This is a genomic window from Nonomuraea sp. NPDC002799 (genome assembly GCF_053592075.1).
Map to the genome: position 1 here is coordinate 291,287 of NZ_JBSFVA010000006.1, position 13,671 is coordinate 304,957.

The window sequence follows — 13,671 nt, forward strand, 5'->3', positions numbered from 1 at the left end:
ATGCCGCCGACCGACGGCACCGGCCACACCCCTGTGCCGGGCCATGCGAACGGCACCGGCCACACCCTTGTGCCGGGCGATCCGAACGGCACCGGCCACATCCCTGTGCCGGGCGATCCGAACCGCATCGGCCACATCCCTGTGCCGGGCGATGCGATCCGTGGGAGGACCGACTGATGGCCAGAGAGATCCTCCCGGTCGCCGACCGGAGACAGGTGCGCGCCTACGCCAGGCGGCTCACCCTCAAATACCCGCGCCAGCTCACCGTCGCCCTCCTCCTGCACGGCCTGGCCGCCGTCGCGGGGCTCGTCGTGCCGTGGCAGCTCGGCGGCCTGGTGCAGGACCTCCAGTACGGCGTCCCCGTCAACGTCGCCGTCGTGGCCACCGCCATCGGCGCCTTCCTGCTGCTCCAGGGCCTCCTCATGCGGTACGCGGTGCTCGCCTCCGCCAGGCTCGGCGAGAAGGTGCTGGCCGAGCTGCGCGAGGAGTTCGTGGACCGGGTGCTCGGCCTGCCCCTGTCCACCGTCGAGCGGGCCGGCGCCGGTGACCTGATCACCCGCACGTCCCGTGACGTGGACTCGTTGTCGCGCACCGTGCGCCACGCCGTGCCGGAGACGCTGATCGCCCTGGTCACGTTCGTGATCACCATAGGGGCGTTGCTGCTGGTCAGCCCGCTGCTCATGCTGCCGATGCTGATCGCCGGCCCGGTGATCTGGGTCTCCACCCAGTGGTACCTGAAGCGGGCGCGCGACGGCTACCTCCGCGAGAACGCCGCCTATGCCGACATGACCGAAGGGCTGGCCGAAACCGTCGAAGGCGCCCGGGCCGTGGAGGCGCTCGGGCTGCAGGAGCGCCGGCGGGCGCGGGTCGACACGGACATCACGCGCTCGTACGCGGCCGAGCGATACACGCTGCGCCTCCGTACGTTGTGGTTCCCCGCGGTCGAGCTCGGCTACGTGATCCCGGTGGTGGCCACCCTCCTGGTCGGCGGCCTGTTCTACACCAACGGCTGGGTGACACTCGCCCAGGTCGCCACCGCCACCCTCTACGCGCAGCAGCTCATCGACCCGCTCGACAGGTTCCTCATGTGGATCGACGAGCTCCAGGTGGGCGGGGCGGCCATGGCCCGGCTGCTCGGCGTGGCGAACGTGCCCGACGACCGCACGCCCTCCTCCGCCCGTCCGTCCGGCGAGCTGATCCAAGCCTCGGACGTCCGGTACGCCTACCGCGAAGGGCGCGACGTGCTGCACGGCGTGTCGCTGACCGTCCAGCCCGGCGAGCGGCTGGCCATGGTGGGGCCCTCCGGGGCGGGGAAGTCCACGCTGGGGCGGCTGCTGGCCGGCATCCACGGGCCGCGTACCGGCTCGGTGTCCGTGGGCGGGGTGCCGCTCGTGGACCTGCCCCTGGAGGACCTGCGAGGGCACGTCGCGCTGGTCACGCAGGAGCACCACGTGTTCAAGGGCACCCTGCGCGACAACCTGCTGATCGCCCGTCCCGACGCCGACGACGCCGCCGTGCGCAAGGCGCTGGAGGCCGTGGACGCGCTGGACTGGGTGCTGGAGCTGCCGTCCGGCCTGGACACCCCGGTGGGCTCCGGCGAGTCGGCGGTGTCGCCCGCGCACGCCCAGCAACTGGCGCTGGCCCGGCTGGTGCTCGCCGACCCGCACACCCTGGTGCTCGACGAGGCCACCTCCCTCATCGACCCCCGCGCCGCCAGACACCTGGAGCGGTCGCTCGCGGCCGTGCTCGACGGACGCACGGTGATCGCCATCGCCCACCGGCTCTACACGGCCCACGACGCCGACCGGGTGGCCGTGGTGGAGGACGGGCGGATCAGCGAGCTGGGCCCGCATGAGGAACTGGTGGCCGAGGGCGGCTCGTACGCGGCGCTCTGGGCGAGCTGGCACGGCACCCCGACCGCCACCCGCACCTGATTTCGGGCTCCAGGCTTCATCGAATCGCTAACGAACATCAATCCTCGAACGCGACAGTAAGCGGAGTCCGGCACCCATTCACCATGGACGGCCGCTCATGCTAAGGATCTATTTCTCAGCTGACGACATTGCGCGAACCAGGATCGCCCCTGGACCAGATCCGCTCTGGGAGCTCGTGCTCAGCCTGCAGATGCTCCGGCCCCAGCGCGGCGACCTGCTGTTCACCGGCTGGCGCCGGGAGGCACGCGAAGCGGTGCGAGGGGCCTGCCCGAGCGCGGTCCTGCGCCTGCTGCTGACCCTGACTCCGAACGTGGGCTACTTCCCCGACTTCCTCAACCCGGCGACGCCGACCCTGGAGGACGGCCTTGAGGCGATCCGCACCACCCCGGCCACCATCCTCGATCGGGACCTGTCCCGCCTGGCAGCGCGGCGCCGCCTGCCGAGCAGCGCACGACGCCTGGCCGCCGGCGAGCCCGCCGTGCTGGCGGACCTGACCGACGTCATGAGCATCTGCTACGACGTGATCGTCGCGCCGTACCGGCGCAGCATCGACACCGCGCTGGAGCGAGACCGCCGGATCCGCACCGCCGCCCTGGCGCGGGGCGGCGTGGAAGGGTTGCTGACCAGCTTGAGCCCGATGGTGACCTGGTCAGCCGGCGAACTCCGCGTCCCCGGCCACCGTCGCCAGGAACTGCATCTGCACGGGCGGGGACTGATGCTCATCCCGACGTACTTCTGCGTCAGCGGACCGCTGACCATGCTCGACCCTGACCTGCCGCCCGTGCTGGTCTATCCCGTCGAGCGCGGCTCGGACGCCCTGCCGGTCAGCACGTCGGGGGCGCTCACCGCCCTGGGAGCGCTGATCGGCCCGACGCGAGCCGCAGTCCTGAACGCGATCCGCACCCAAGACGCCACGAACACCACGGCCCTGGCCCGCCATCTGGGCATCTCCCCGGCGTCGGCCAGCGAGCACACCACCGTCCTGCGGCAGGCAGGTCTGGTCACGAGCCACCGTGACCGCAACCGGATGCTGCACCAGCCCACCGACCTCGGCCTCGCCCTGCTGAACGGCCTCCTGCCCGAGCCTGCCCCGCGCCCCGGCAACACCCGGACACCCGCGAACAGCGGGACCGCGTGACCAGACAAGCAGAACGAACGCGAGAGTGCCGGGTCAGCCGGCGACGCTGCCGAGCGCTGGGTAGGGTCGCGCTCATGTATCCGGTGACGATCACAGGCCGGCGCGTCACTCTGCGCGAGTTCCGCGCGGTCACCTGCGCCTGGCTGACGGCCAGTGGCGGGACTCCGTGGTGCACTTCATCCTCAGCCCCGAGTGGGCGGTGCGGGCCGAAGCGTGACCGTCTGCCCTGGTGCCGGCGGCCTTACTCGTCGTCGCCGTACCTCCTGCCGTACTGTTCGGCGGCCTCCGCGTGCAACCTCACGCGGCCATCGTCCTGAGACGCATGCTGGACCGCCTGCCCCAGACCATGGGGATCTCACGTCTGTGAGCCGGGCACGCAGTTGTCGGCGTTCTCCCTGTTGGGGAAGGAAGGGGGCGCGCGAGGACCTCAGGTTCAACTTGGCGCGTGGCAGCTGGAAAGCACGGGTTCTAGAACCCTGAGCGGGTCTGCCTGCCGTTCGTTGTGGCGTCATCGCGGGCAGAGGTCTGCGGTTACCCGCAACAGTGAGGTGCGCTCGCTCACACGGAACGTCGATCTTCTTCCCGAAGGTGCTGCCCGGACGGCAGGAGTCATGGGCTCGTACCGTCGCGCAGTTCTTCTGAGGAGATCAGCTCTTCTGAGGCGGTCAGCGTGTCTTGGGGAAGGCGGCACGCAGGAGGGAGCCGTTGATGATGAATGCGGCGGCGGCGATGGCGAGGGCGCACGTGGCCTGCATCATGACGAACCATGCCGTGGTGACACCGGGGATCAGGTCGACGGCGATGATCGCGAACGGCATGACGATCGAGATGATCCGCACGCGGGTGTAAGCCCATCGTGCTCCTCGTGCGGCCAGGATGGTCAGCCAGTAGGTCACCGCGGCGCTCGCGAGCACTCCGGCTGATCGGCCCCACATGAACGAGGTCACTGTGTGCGCGGTGACCGCGAGGATGACGACCGTGATGAAGACCGCGGCGCTGAGGGCGCCGTAAGCCGCAATGAGGACCTTCGTCCTGCCGAAGGCTCGTCGGGTGCGTGGCTGGTTGAGGCGGGCGGCGGCGGGCGTGGTGTGGTCGGTGGTTTCCATGTCTCTCTCCTCATGTCATCTGGGGTGTTGACGACAGTAGGGAGCGCGTGGATGGGTGCGGTATGCGCCTGGACGCACGGGTGGGTGGGTCCAGGCCCACTTCACCGCCGATCTGGCGACAACAGGGCTATGGGAGGTGCACAGTGGATACGCCACCCCAAACCGGCTATAACGGCACATCACGGCAAGGGTTATGACATGAGAGAGAAGGATCATGCGACAACCGGTGTCCTGGCCGGCACGTTCCTGCGTGGGGTTCGTGCGAGCGTGCGTCGTGGTGGGCGTCAGCATGCTGGTCCCGGCCGTGTGGGCGGGCGCCGTGGCGCTGTGGCTGTGGTGGGGCGGGAACCCATGGTCGTGGATGGCACCGTTCTTCTGGGCGGGTTTTGCAACTTTCGCCCTCTCTCGTCCGGTCTGCGGGATGGTGCGCTCCCTGGTTGCGAAGTGGACGAACACCGTCATTCCCGCCGGATATCGGCAGGCCGAACCGGTGACACAGATGTCGACCGGCTACTGGTGGAACGGGCACTCCTACGAGCGCACCAGCCGGGACGCCCGCATGGACCAGCACTGGCGAACCAGATGGCGCGACCCCGCCACCTGGCGTGACCTGCGGTTCATGGTGATCGCACCGATCACCATGGGCGTGATCGCGGCCATTCCGCCGGCCGGAGTCGTGGCGGCGGTCCTCGGGTTGTCCCAGCCGACGCTCTCCGCGCGCCTTGCGGGCGTGCTCGGCCTGGTCGCGGCCATCGCCGGAGCGCCGTACGCGTGGCGGGCCGTCGAGCCGGTAGCCGTCCGCTTCCTGCGCGCGTCGCCTGCGATGACCATGGTCGACCGGGTCGACGAACTGACGGCCCAGCGCGCGGACACCACCGTCGCGCAGGCCGCCGAGATCCGCCGGATCGAGCGGGACCTGCACGACGGAGCGCAGGCTCGCCTGGTCGCGCTCGGGCTGTCTCTGGCGACCGCGGAGAAGCTGATGGAAACCGACCCTGACCAGGCCAAGGCCCTGATGCGGGAAGCACGGGCCGGCGCCACCACGTCGCTGACCGAGCTGCGCGAACTGGTCAAGGGAATCAGCCCGCCGGTGCTGAGCGAGCGGGGGCTCGTGGACGCCGTTCGCGCTCTCGCGCTGGACAGCCCGCTCGAAGTGGTTGTCAGCGCCGACGTACGGCTAAGCCTGGACCCGCCGATCGAGTCCGCCGTGTACTTCGGAATCGCCGAACTGCTGACCAACGCGGCCAAGCACGCCCAGGCAACCCACGCACGAATCACCATCGCCATGGCCACGAACGACACCGCCAGGAACGCTCGGAACGCCCTGGCTGGGGACGTCGCCGCCAGGGACGTCATGGCCGGAGACAGCACCGCCAGGAGCGTTGTGGCCAGGGACGCCAAGGCCAGAGACTTCATGGCCAGGGACACCAAAGCGGGGTACGCCACCGTCGTCGATGTCGAAGACAACGGCCGGGGTGGGGTTGCCATGCGTGCTGACGGTGGCCTTGCGGGGCTGGTCCGACGCCTCGCGGTCTTCGACGGCACCCTGGAGATCGACAGTCCGTCAGGCGGTCCCACCCATGTGAGGATGGTGGTGCCATGCGAATCGTTGTAGCCGAAGACCTCTACCTCCTCCGCGACGGGATGGTCCGCCTCATCGAGGCATATGGACACCAGGTGGTGGCGACGGCTACCACGGGGCCCGAGACACTCGATGCGCTGCTGAGGTGGCGGCCGGATGTTTCCGTCGTCGACGTCCGCATGCCGCCGACCCAGTCGGATGAGGGCCTGCGAGCGGCTCTCGCCGCCCGCAAGGAACTGCCCGGACTGCCGATCCTGATCCTTTCTCAGCACGTCGAACAGCTCTATGCCCGCGAACTCCTGGCCGACGGTGCCGGTGGTGTCGGCTATCTCCTCAAGGAGAGCGTGTTCGACGCCGATCAGTTCATCGACGCTCTGGAACGTGTCGCCGGTGGCGGGACCGCCATGGATTCAGCGGTCATCGCCAAACTGCTGTCCAGCGGATCCTCCAGCCGACGGCTCGGACAGCTCACCGAACGTGAGCACTCGGTGCTCAGTCTCATGGCCGAGGGGTTGTCCAATCAGGCCATCGGCCAACGGCTCTTCCTCAGCGAGAGCGCCATCAGTAAGTACACCACCTCCCTGTTCGGCAAGCTCGGCATCACCGATGACGACAGCAACAACCGCCGCGTCCTCGCCGTCCTCACCTATCTGAACGCGCCCTGACCTGCCAGGCATGGTGTCCTTCAGAGGAGCTTGTCACTTCAAGGGGTTATAGATCGTTCCTGTGGTTGGAGAGCGAGGTTTTCACTTCAGGTGAGTAAAGATCGTTTCTGATAACCAGTGAGCCGCCTTCACCTGATTCGTCCTGGGTAGGTGATGTCGAGTGCGCGCCACCTGGTGACATTTCTTGCTGGAGTGCGACGGTTTCGGCTCACGCGTGGGTGGTCAGCACTGGGTCTTCTTGGGTGGCAGGGTGCGGTCCGTCAGGTAGCGGTTGATGTGGTCGCGGGCGCAGGGGTTGGTGGCGTACAGAGTGTGGCCTGGGCCGTCGTGGCTGACGACGGCGCTGCCGGGCACCTGGGACAGGACGCGGGCCACCGCGTCCGACTCGCCCCATGTGCCTGCCCCGAGCATCGGCGGCAGGCCCTTGGGCAGCGGCGCCGGTGGGTTGGTCACCGTCACGGGCCAGCCGATGCAGCCGAGCGTGGCCGAGGCCATGGTGTTGGCGGTGCCGGCGTTGGGGGCCGTCTTGCGCAGGTGGGCGGTGACGGCGGTCATCTCCTTGACGCTGGAGAAGCGGGGCCAGTCGGTGCACTCGGTGACCCCGGTGGCCTGGTCGGGATAGCGGCCACCGCGTGACGGCACGAAGTCGGAGGCGTCGCCCTTGGCCGCCTTGCGGATCGCCTGGGCCAGCGCGGGCCAGGCCGTGGCGCCCTGGCGGGCCCGGCTCACGGCGAAGGACTGCAGGTCGAGGGCTTTGTAGGCGACATTGGGCGTCTTGGTGGCGATGGGGGTGCGGTCGGCTCGGACGATCAGGGTGCGCCAGAGCGCGGGGACGTCTGCGCAGTCGTTCGTGGCGCACCAGGTGAAGAAGCGCCGCAGGAACTGCTCGTTGGCCTTGGCCATCTCCCGCAGCTCGGCTTGCCAGTCGGCGGGGCTGTGGCTCCAGGTGCCGTCGAGGACCATCGTGCGGATCCGGTCGGGGAAGAGGCGGGCGTAGTCCTGGCCGTAGAAGCCCGCGTAGGAGGCGCCGTAGTAGTTGAGCTTGTCGTCGCCCAGAGCCTTTCTGATCGCCTCCATGTCCCTGGCGTGGTCTGCCGAGCTCATGTTGGCGAACAACTCGGGGTCCTTGAGGCGGCAGGCTTCGGCGTAGCCACGGTTGGTGTCGGACAGCCGGCCGAAGTCGGCGTCGTTGCGGGGCGGGTCGGGGATGGGGACGCGGGTCCAGGCGCAGGGCAGGCCCGTGCTGAGGCCCTGGAACTGGTCGCCGTAGCCGCGGGTGTCCCACGTGACGAAGTCCAGGCGTTCGCGCAGCGTGGCCCATATGCCGGGGTTGGCCTGGGTGATGGCGATGCCGGGGCCGCCGGGACCGCCGTAGGCCACCAGGGCCGAGCCCTCCGACCTGGTGGTGGCTTTGAGGCGGCCGAGCTTGAGAGTGATCTGGCGGCCGTCGGGTTTGTCCCAGGCGACGGGGACTGGGAGATCGGCGCACTCCATGCCGATCTTGTCGTTGGGGCAGGGGGACCACTGCACGGTGGGGGTGGCGGCGGGGAGCTGGAGGGTGGTGCTCAACAGCGTCAGGGTGAGGGTGAGGGAGGTGAACATGGTGATCAGGATTGCGGAGGGGAGGGGGGAAGGGCGTCGGACCAGGGGTTGATCTTGGGGGAGGGGAAGTCGTACCAGGGGTTGTCAGACTGTGGCCTGATGCGGGGACTGCGCCGTTGATGATCTTGGGGGGTGTGGTGTTGATCTGCGGCACGGCGGTGGCGCGGTCGCTTGGAGCCGCGCCGGGCGGTGGTCAGCCCAGGGACTTCTTCAGGAAGTCGACCTGGAGCAGCATGAGGTTCTCGGCCACGACCTCCTGTGGCGTCATGTGGGTCACGCCGGAGAGCGGGAGCACGCTGTGCTGGCGGCCGGCGGCGAGCAGGGCCGAGGACAGCCTGAGCGTGTGGGCGGCCACCACGTTGTCGTCGGCCAGGCCGTGGATCAGCAGCAGCGGGCGTTCGAGCTTGGAGGCGTCGCCGAACAGTGAGGAGCGCGCGTAGGCGTCGGGCCGCTCGTCCGGATGGCCCAGGTAACGTTCGGTGTAGCACGTGTCGTACAGCCGCCAGTCCGTCACCGGCGCGCCCGCGACCGCCGCGTGGAAGACGTCCGGCCTGCGCAGCACCGCGAGCGCGGCCAGGAAGCCGCCGAACGACCAGCCGCGGATGGCCACCCTCGTCAGGTCGAGGTCGTCGGGATATTGCTCGGCGACGCCTTGCAGGGCGTCGATCTGGTCTTCGAGCGCCGGGGTCGCCAGGTCGTTGAGCACGGTTCGTTCCCAGTCGGTGCCTCTGCCGGGCGTGCCACGGCCGTCGGCCACGATGACGGCGAAGCCCTGCTCGGCGAACCACTGGCTCTCCAGGTAGGCGCCGCGCCGGTTGAGCACGCGCTGGGCGTGCGGACCGCCGTACGGGTCCATGAGGACGGGCAGCCGGCGGGAGCCCGGCTCGTGCCAGGACGGCAGCACCACGGCGGTGGCGAGCTCCCGGCGGCCGGAACGGCCGATCGAGACCCGCAGTTCCAGGCCGGGACGCTCGGCGAACGACGGGATCGGCACCGCCATGCCGTCGCGCTTCACGACGGTGGTGGAGACGCCCTCGGCGTCGATGCTCTGCTCGCTCAGCACGCCGACCCCGCCCGACATCCGCCCCGAGAATACCCCGGACCGGGTCGAGACGGGCAGCAGTGAATGCCCGTCCCAGGTCCAGAGCTGGATCTCGGTCGGATCGCCGCTCGCGCTGAACAGCACGCTGTCGTGATCGACGTCGAGCACCGCCCGCACCTGCAGCGTGGGCGGCGTGACCGCGCGGTCGCCCACGAACAGCCGGTGCCCGCCCTCGGAGCCGGCCACCCAGACCAGCGAACCGTCGTCGAGGTGCGCGGGCACGCCGGTCACGATGTCGACCCAGGCCGGGTCGGTGTCCTCGCGGACGAGCGTGGAGCCGCCGGTGGCCGGATCGACCTCGAACAGCCGCATCGTCCGCTGGTCGCGCGTCATGGTCACGATCGACAGCGCGTGGGAGTCCCAGGAGGCGGTCGTGAGGTATTCCTCGTCGTACGGCACCGCGACCCGCGACCCGTCGAGCCCCAGCACGTAGAGCTGGGTGACGGCGTTGGGCGTCCCGGCGGCCGGATAGCGCTGGGCCGTCGCGTGCCGGTCGGGGTTGGCCGGGTCGGCGATGTGCCAGACCTGGACGGGAGCCTCGTCGGCGCGCTCGACCAGCAGGGCGTCGCTCGACGGCGCCCACCAGTGGCCGCGCAGCCGGTCCATCTCCTCCGCCGCGATGAACTCGGCCAGCCCGTAGGTCACCGTCTCCGACTCGGGCGCGGCCAGTGCGCGGTCCTCGCCGGACACGAGATCCTGGACGCGAAGCGCCCCACCGGTGACATAGGCGACATGTCGCCCGTCGGGGGAAATGCGGGGATCGATGACCGCGCCCGGGGTGTCCAGCCGCTGCGCCCGCCCGCTCGGCAGGTCCACGGCATAGAGCCCGCCGGACAGCGCGAACACCGCCCTCGTCACCGTCGTGTCGGTGGCGTAGGCCACCACGCCGCCCGCCCCCTCACGGCTGCGCTCGCGCCTGGCCCGCTCCTCGGGCGGAAGGTTCTCCTCCTCTTCGCCGTGGAGCGTGCGCGGGTCGACGACCAGGCGCTCGACGTGGGTCTCCGTGTCGAGCTCCCACAGGCAGGTCACCGGATCGGTCCCCGACCGCGTCCGCAGGAAGACGACCCGCCCGCCGTCGGGAGAGATCGTGAACCCCCTCGGCACCCCGAGGGTGAATCGGCGGGTCCTGGCAGACAGGCGCGGGAAGCTCTCACTCATGGGGCCAATCCTGCCAGGAACGAGCCGTTGTTACGCTCTTGGATATGACTGATCGACGCCTCCTGCTCGTGCACGCCCATCCGGACGACGAGTCGATCGGCACCGGCGCGACCATGGCCAAATATGTCGCCGAGGGTGCCCATGTCACGCTGGTGACCTGCACGCTGGGTGAGGAGGGGGAGGTCATCCCCAAGGACCTCGCCCACCTGGCCGCCGACCAGGACGACGCGCTCGGGCCGTATCGGATCGGCGAGCTCGCCGCCGCCTGCGAGGCGCTCGGCGTCGAGGACCACCGCTTCCTGGGCGGCCCTGGGCGCTGGCGGGACTCCGGGATGATGGGCGTGGCCTCCAACGACCACCCGAAGGCGTTCTGGCGCGCCGACCTCGACGAGGCCGCCGCCGAGCTGGTCAAGGTCATCCGCGAGGTGCGCCCCCAGGTCCTGGTGACGTACGACGACAACGGCTTCTATGGTCACCCGGACCACATCCAGGCGCATCGCGTTTCGCGCAGAGCGTTCGAGCTGGCCGCGCAGGCGGACACCGGCGAGGGCGAGCCGTGGCAGATCGCGAAGTTCTACCACACGGCGGTCGCCAGGTCCGTCATGCGCCGCACGGAGGAGGCGCTGCGCGCGGCCGAGATCGACTTCATCACCGAGAGCGTCGACGACATGGAGTTCGGCAGCGCGGACGGGGACATCACCACCGAGATCGACGCGCGGCCGTGGTTCGGCAACAAGATCGAGGCCATGCGCGCGCACGTCACGCAGATCAGCGTGGACGACCCGTGGTTCGCCCTGTCCAACAACATCGGGCAGGAGGTCCTGGGCGTCGAGCACTACATCCTCGCCGCCGGTGTGCCGGGCCCGCCGGTGCCAGGGCCGCCTGCCGAGACCGGCGGCCTCGGTGCGCCGCAGCACCGCGAGAACGATCTTTTCGCGGGCATCCACTAATCTCGATGGTCATGGAGCATCGCAGCCAGGCCGAGTCGGCGCTGGGCGGGGCGGCGTACGGCATGCTGTTCGTCCTGGGCGTCGTCATGGGGATCGTGGGCGGGTTCACCCATGCGGTGCTGCGGGTCGGCCCGATGCCGGTCTCGGCGGCCGTCTGGGTGCTGGCGCTGTTCGGGGTGTGCCTGGCGGCGGGCAAGCTCATGCGCGCGCGGCTCGGGGCGCTCGCGACGGCGTTCGGGTGGCTGCTGGTGACCATGCCGTTCACGCTGGAGCTGGGGGCGGGCGACCTCGTCATCGCGGAGGGCCCGTCCGGCTACGTCTACCTGTACGGCGGGATGGCGGCCCTCCTGGTGGCTTTCCTGCTTTCCCCCTCGTCGGGTGGGGGTTCGTGGCTTATGCATGGGTACCCTCCGAAGAACCCGACGTAGAGGCATAAAGTAACTTCGTGCATTCCATCGAGCGGCCCGTGGACCCCGGTACATACCGCAAGGTCGTCGGCCGCTTCGCCACCGGAGTCGCGATCGTGACGACCCGGCTCGGCGATACCGACCATGCGATGACGGTCAACTCCTTCACCTCCGTCTCCCTCGAACCGCTGCTCGTGCTCTTCTGCGCGGAGAAGGTGGCGCGCTTCCACGACGCGGTGCTGGAGGCCGGGGTGTGGGGAGTGTCGGTGCTGCCTGCTTCGATGGAGGACACGTCGCGCTTCTTCGCCCACCGGGGGCGGGCGTTGAACGGGCAGCTCGCCCGGTGGCCGCATCATCGGGGGGAGTCGGGGGCGGCGCTGTTCGACGGGGCGATCGCCACCGTGGAGTGCGCCACGACGGCCGTGCACGATGCCGGGGACCATTCGATCGTGGTGGGCGAGGTCACGGGGCTGGGCCTGCCGTCCGACGGGCCGCCGCTGCTGTACTACGAGGGCCGGTACAAGACCCTTTGAGGTGACCTCCGCACGCCCCCGGCCTGTCTCCGGGCAGGGGCGCATGAGTCTTCGGGCATGAAGCGGGCCAGGCGCGTGGCCTGGCCCGATCAAACGGCGGCCTATTGGGCCGGAGCGCTGGGCGTTTCCGACGGTGTGGTGGTCGCGGTGTCCGTCGGGACGCTGGTGTCGGTCGGCGTCACCGTGTCGGTGGGCGCCGCCGTGGCCGTCGAGGTCTCCGTGGGGATCTCAGCCGGCGGCTCCGACGGCGGTGGGCACGTGGGGATCTCCGTGGGATCCTCCGTCGGCGTCACGGTGCTCGTCGGGATGGTCGGAAGGTCGGTCGGGGGTTCGACCGGCGTTTCCGTCGGGGTATCGGTCGGAGTGTCAGTGGGGGTTTCGGTGGGGGATTCGGTCGGGGTGGCGGTCGGGGTTTCCGTCGGGGTGGTCGTCGGCGTGCCCGTGGGTGTCGGGTCCGTCGTGGGCGTCGACTCCGAGGGGACCTCGCTGGGCTCGACGCCCGGCTGACAGGTGAACGTCACCGTCGGCCCGGGCTCCGTCACCGTGACCGTGACCTGCTCGGTCACCGTCACCGTCGGGAGGGGCGTCACCGCGACGGACGCCTCGCCCCGTTTCTTGTACGTGCCCCGGCCAAGCCGCTGCGTGACCACCAGCGAGCCCGTGGTCACCGGAAGATCGAAGCCGGCCGTCTTGCAGGATCTCCGTTTGCAGACCCGCTGTTTGAACGAGAAGAAGGCCGGTTCGGCGTTCGTGAGCGAGACGTCCAAATAAGAGACGCCTTTTCGCTTGACTACCTCTGCTGTCGCGGTGTATTCCCCGACCGAGGGGCTTTCCGTTGGACTGGTGGTCGGGTCGGTGGTCAACGCCACTCGCGCGCCCGCGGCATTCAGGGAGGTGGATCGTTGGGGACCGGTCGCTGACGTCTGGGTGATCGCGAATCCGCCGGCTCCTGCGAGTACAACGGTGCCTAGCAGCGCGCCCAGAATGGAGAATCTCATAATCCTGCTCTTGTAGGAGATTTCAGGACCCTGATCATTTTTCCGACTTGTCAAGATTGGTCAAGACTGAGACGCATGGACAGGCGCTTCCGGTTCCGGCGTACGGCGAATTACATCAATCTCGCCACTCCGCTCGGTTTACTGATCTCGCTCATCGGCGGCACGACCCGGCAAAACGGCCCCAACGGGCTCATCCTTGCCTTCGGCTACCGCTACCGTTTCCCCATCGCGGGAGCCTTCACGGTCGGGAACGTCGTCCTGACGAAGCGTGACTCACTGGACGATCGGCTCATCCTGCATGAGGGGCGCCACGCCACGCAGTGGGCCTGGTGCGTGGGGTTGCCCATGTTGCCGCTCTACGTCCTCGCCATGCTCGTCTCGGTGGTCGTCTGCGGTCATCAGGCTTCGTACAACGTCTTCGAGCGCCTGGCCGACCTGGACGACGGCGGCTATCCCCGCGCGCCGCTGCGGTGGCGACGGCGCGCAGCCGGGTGAC

13 protein-coding genes are annotated in these 13,671 nt (G+C 69.4%); 9 read left to right on the plus strand and 4 right to left on the minus strand.

Annotated features, from left to right (window positions below; genetic code table 11):
- The 3 genes from ACWD0F_RS14820 to ACWD0F_RS14830 all read left to right on the plus strand — a co-directional run bounded on the left by ACWD0F_RS14820 (position 1) and on the right by ACWD0F_RS14830 (position 3,072).
- Complete coding sequence (locus ACWD0F_RS14820) at positions 1-177, plus strand: hypothetical protein (protein ID WP_449875511.1); 177 nt, start codon at positions 1-3, stop codon at positions 175-177.
- On the plus strand, positions 177-1,934 hold the full coding sequence (locus ACWD0F_RS14825; RefSeq protein WP_449875513.1) for an ABC transporter ATP-binding protein: 1,758 nt from the start codon (positions 177-179) through the stop codon (positions 1,932-1,934). Before ACWD0F_RS14820 ends, ACWD0F_RS14825 begins: the two co-directional genes overlap by 1 nt.
- A gap of 175 nt (positions 1,935-2,109) precedes the next feature.
- Entirely contained in the window at positions 2,110-3,072 is a 963-nt protein-coding gene (locus ACWD0F_RS14830; protein ID WP_449875515.1) for a DUF5937 family protein, read from the plus strand.
- A gap of 665 nt (positions 3,073-3,737) precedes the next feature.
- Here the strand turns inward: ACWD0F_RS14830 and ACWD0F_RS14835 are convergent.
- On the minus strand, positions 3,738-4,178 hold the full coding sequence (locus tag ACWD0F_RS14835; RefSeq protein WP_449875517.1) for a hypothetical protein: 441 nt from the start codon (positions 4,176-4,178) through the stop codon (positions 3,738-3,740).
- A 214-nt stretch (positions 4,179-4,392) separates the two neighbouring features.
- Here ACWD0F_RS14835 and ACWD0F_RS14840 point away from each other — a divergent pair, with 214 nt between their 5' ends.
- Both ACWD0F_RS14840 and ACWD0F_RS14845 read left to right on the plus strand, forming a co-directional pair.
- Complete coding sequence (locus tag ACWD0F_RS14840) at positions 4,393-5,793, plus strand: sensor histidine kinase (RefSeq protein ID WP_449875519.1); 1,401 nt, start codon at positions 4,393-4,395, stop codon at positions 5,791-5,793.
- Entirely contained in the window at positions 5,778-6,425 is a 648-nt protein-coding gene (locus tag ACWD0F_RS14845; RefSeq protein WP_449875521.1) for a response regulator transcription factor, read from the plus strand. Before ACWD0F_RS14840 ends, ACWD0F_RS14845 begins: the two co-directional genes overlap by 16 nt.
- Positions 6,426-6,647: 222 nt before the next feature.
- On the opposite strand, the gene ACWD0F_RS14850 is transcribed toward ACWD0F_RS14845, so the two are convergent.
- Positions 6,648-8,027, minus strand: a complete 1,380-nt coding sequence (locus ACWD0F_RS14850; RefSeq protein ID WP_449875523.1) for an alpha/beta fold hydrolase — start codon at positions 8,025-8,027, stop codon at positions 6,648-6,650.
- 193 nt (positions 8,028-8,220) lie between these two features.
- On the minus strand, positions 8,221-10,287 hold the full coding sequence (locus ACWD0F_RS14855) for a prolyl oligopeptidase family serine peptidase (protein ID WP_449875525.1): 2,067 nt from the start codon (positions 10,285-10,287) through the stop codon (positions 8,221-8,223).
- A gap of 44 nt (positions 10,288-10,331) precedes the next feature.
- On the opposite strand from ACWD0F_RS14855, the gene mshB reads away from it, so the two are divergent.
- Genes mshB through ACWD0F_RS14870 form a run of 3 tightly spaced genes read left to right on the plus strand, consistent with a single transcriptional unit; the run spans position 10,332 to position 12,177 of the window.
- A complete protein-coding gene (mshB, locus tag ACWD0F_RS14860) occupies positions 10,332-11,237 on the plus strand; it encodes an N-acetyl-1-D-myo-inositol-2-amino-2-deoxy-alpha-D-glucopyranoside deacetylase (protein ID WP_449875527.1) in 906 nt (301 codons plus the stop codon).
- An 11-nt stretch (positions 11,238-11,248) separates the two neighbouring features.
- Positions 11,249-11,665 (plus strand): DUF6113 family protein, encoded by a 417-nt coding sequence (locus tag ACWD0F_RS14865; protein WP_449875529.1) that lies wholly within the window; start codon positions 11,249-11,251, stop codon positions 11,663-11,665.
- Between the two features lie 17 nt (positions 11,666-11,682).
- On the plus strand, positions 11,683-12,177 hold the full coding sequence (locus tag ACWD0F_RS14870; protein ID WP_449875530.1) for a flavin reductase family protein: 495 nt from the start codon (positions 11,683-11,685) through the stop codon (positions 12,175-12,177).
- A gap of 101 nt (positions 12,178-12,278) precedes the next feature.
- Here ACWD0F_RS14870 and ACWD0F_RS14875 read toward each other — a convergent pair whose 3' ends face one another.
- Positions 12,279-12,944 carry a hypothetical protein gene (locus ACWD0F_RS14875; RefSeq protein WP_449875532.1) on the minus strand — a complete coding sequence of 222 codons (666 nt, stop codon included), beginning with the start codon at positions 12,942-12,944 and terminating at the stop codon, positions 12,279-12,281.
- A 306-nt stretch (positions 12,945-13,250) separates the two neighbouring features.
- Between ACWD0F_RS14875 and ACWD0F_RS14880 the strand changes: the two genes are divergently transcribed.
- Positions 13,251-13,670 (plus strand): hypothetical protein, encoded by a 420-nt coding sequence (locus tag ACWD0F_RS14880; RefSeq protein WP_449875534.1) that lies wholly within the window; start codon positions 13,251-13,253, stop codon positions 13,668-13,670.
- Position 13,671 lies beyond the last annotated feature (1 nt).